This is a genomic window from Endozoicomonas sp. YOMI1, assembly GCF_024606345.1.
Classification (GTDB): Bacteria; Pseudomonadota; Gammaproteobacteria; order Pseudomonadales; family Endozoicomonadaceae; genus Endozoicomonas.
This window is the reverse complement of the sequence record NZ_JAHHPM010000248.1, coordinates 1-2,798: the sequence shown is the minus strand read 5'-3', so window position 1 is coordinate 2,798 and position 2,798 is coordinate 1. Positions and strand designations below refer to the sequence as shown.

General features: G+C 46.4%; 1 protein-coding gene. It reads right to left on the bottom strand.

The window, feature by feature from the left end:
* Positions 1–204: 204 nt before the first annotated feature.
* On the bottom strand, positions 205–2,244 hold the full coding sequence (locus tag KDK15_RS08570; protein WP_257294942.1) for an ankyrin repeat domain-containing protein: 2,040 nt from the start codon (positions 2,242–2,244) through the stop codon (positions 205–207).
* Positions 2,245–2,798 lie beyond the last annotated feature (554 nt).

Sequence of the window (2,798 nt, the reverse complement as noted above, 5' to 3'; positions counted from 1 at the left end):
TTTTGAATAGGTTCGAGTAACTATAGATAGGTTTTTGTTAACTGCAACAAGCCCTGTCCGGTGTCCTGCTGGTCTGTAGTGAATCGCTGATATTTACCGATGTAAACGGTAATGCCGTGATATTCCACTGACCAGAAAATTTGTGCTTCAGACTTAAACTTCGACTGATCAGCTATCCTCTGCATCCTTGGAAATAAAGGCTTCTCAGGGTTTCCGTTTAGGCACAAAAAGCTCTTTAAATTTATGCACTAACCCGCTTGTAGCACGTTGCCGGGCGACTGCTTTTGCTTTTTTCTCTTCGGCTGCTTTCGCTTTCCTCACTTCGGCTCCTGTCACATCAGCCTTATTTGCTTTCATTAACTCCCTGACTTTCTGTTTTCCTTCTGGATCATCCCAGCCGAACTTTATGCGATCGAAGGTACGATCATAAGCAGTCATCTTATCATTATCCAGAATGTTGAAATCAGCCTTTCGCTCCAGCAGTTCAGCAACGAGCTTTACCCGACCCTGATGAGCTGCAATGTGGAGGGCTGTTCTCCCTTCATATCCCTGGGCATTGATGTCAGCTTTTGTGTTTTCAATCAGGTCGACAAGGATATCCCGTCGATCTGTCACATCCTCCTGGTGGTGCCAATTGAAGTCCGACACAGCAAAATGGATAGCGGAATTCCCATCTATATGTGGTAAATTAGCGTTAGCGTTTCTCTTCAGCAGCTCACTCACGATATCTTTCTGGTCAGTTAAAGCTGCGTAGTGGAGGGAGGTGTATTTGTATTCTTCATTTTCCCATAGATCGATTTCAGCCCCACGTGATATTAAAGAGTCGACCAGCTTCCATTGCCTATTTTTTGCGGCATACGCAACCATCGTTCTACCTTCAGAGTCACAGGGTTCGCTAACATCAAGTCCGGCGTTGTCCAGGCTCTCCAGCATTTTTGCTGTGTTTTGGCCATTGGACCTGGCGATTTCCAGAACCATCTGGCCACTGTTGGTCCTGGCGTACTTGTCGGCCCCTTTTTCAAGCAGGTGGTTAAAGAGCTCCAGCTGACCATTTTTAGCCGCAAAGTGGAGTGGCGTAAACCCTTCTTCATCGCGAACGTTAACATCAGCCCCGTGCTGAATCAGGGTATCAATGGCATACTTGATGACACTTTGATGGCCAAGCCTGTTGACTAAAATGGTGAGGGGTGTTCTCCCATCCCTGTCCCGATGGTTGACGTCAGCCTGGTTGTCAATCAAGGTATTCATGAAATACTTAACGGTATCCCGCTGACTATTGGCACAATTGAGCAAACAGAGTGGCGTCCTGCCATTGTTGTCCTGGGCGTTGACGTCCGCATTATGCTGAAGCAACTTATCCAGGATTTCCCGCTGGCCAGATTCAGCCACAAGGTGAAGAACCGTCCTCCTCTTATATTTGTCCCTGGCGTTGATGTCTGCCCCATGCTTCATCAGCATGTCTATGATATCCGGCCGACCCAGACGAACCGCCAGGTGGAGTGCTGTTCCATTGTCGCCGATCTGATCGTCAGGATTGGCACCTTTGGCTAATAAAAATTCCACCAGCTCCCAGTTTTGCTTCTTGGCCGCATGTGCAAGCATTGTTCCCCCGCGACCATCACAATCAGCATTAATGTTGAATCCGGCATTTACCATAAAGGGAATCAGGGGCGTAATGGAGCCATTATGGTAGGCACACTCCATAACTGTCATACCAGATTCAGCTATGGCGTTAACATCAGCCTTAGCCTCGTTAACAAGCAGTTCAATGATTCTCTGATTGCCACGTAAAGCTGCAAGATGGAGAGCGGTCTTTTTGAAACTGAGTTTGGGTTTGGCGGTGGCATCTGCCCCTTTTTCAATCAGGGCGCGGATGTCGTCATTCGTCAGATCCTCCAGGTTCTCGGTGTATTTGATTGCTATGTGGAGATCTTTAGTCGCTTTTTTTATGTCTGCTTTTTTTATTTGGCCGGTTCGCCCATGAGCTTTCACCCCGTCATTCGTGACAGACTTTGTTTGGCAATGGGGCTCGGTTTTAGTCTCAACTGCACGATTACAAATAGGAATCTGGCAGGCCAAACTTTGAGATGGATCAATACACGATGAGTGAGCATGGTGAATAAAGGGAGCCGGGGAAACTGATGAGCTGCCGGTTGTAGACTGTGTAGAAGCACCACAGATTTCTTCATTGGTCAATTGCTGATAAGCCCTGTTTACAGGTCCGACTGCTGTGAAAATGTTCATATTGATAATTCCTTTAATAATGCGTTACTTCAGTTTTACCTTCAAGGAGGGTTCTAGACCGATTGGACAAAAAAAAATGATAAAAGTTGCACAGAGCAAAATAATTTCACGCCAGTTAAAACAACAACAGTATTCGACAACTGACTTTTACCAGGTATTTACTTATGGCCACAGTTTATGAGGGGGTTATGAGGGGGTTATGAGGGGGGATGATAGTGACTGCCAGGGAGACACGGACCGCTGTGTAAATTGTTGATAATAGCTAACCAATTGAACGGCATCTCCTGCCTTTGGTGCCGATCGCTTCAGGAAGCTGATACAATCTTTGATGGAAGTAACGTTACGGAGTCACCTTTGTCTCTTGATTAAAACCGCAACGAGCGCAGCATTCGTTGTTATGATCCAAGGATCAAGCTGCCTTTATGCCAGTCCTAAATACGATAACCTCCCTGGAAACAGGGAAATGACTGTATTATTGCGACCAAAAGACCTGCACAGGTCAAGTCTAGCAGGGCTTGTTGCGTTCGTTGCTTTTTATTTCAACTGTCGGTAAC

Bases quoted from the DNA above. Each gene is read 5' to 3' on its own strand.
- KDK15_RS08570 (WP_257294942.1), bottom strand. From the start codon at position 2,244: ATGAACATTTTCACAGCAGTCGGACCTGTAAACAGGGCTTATCAGCAA.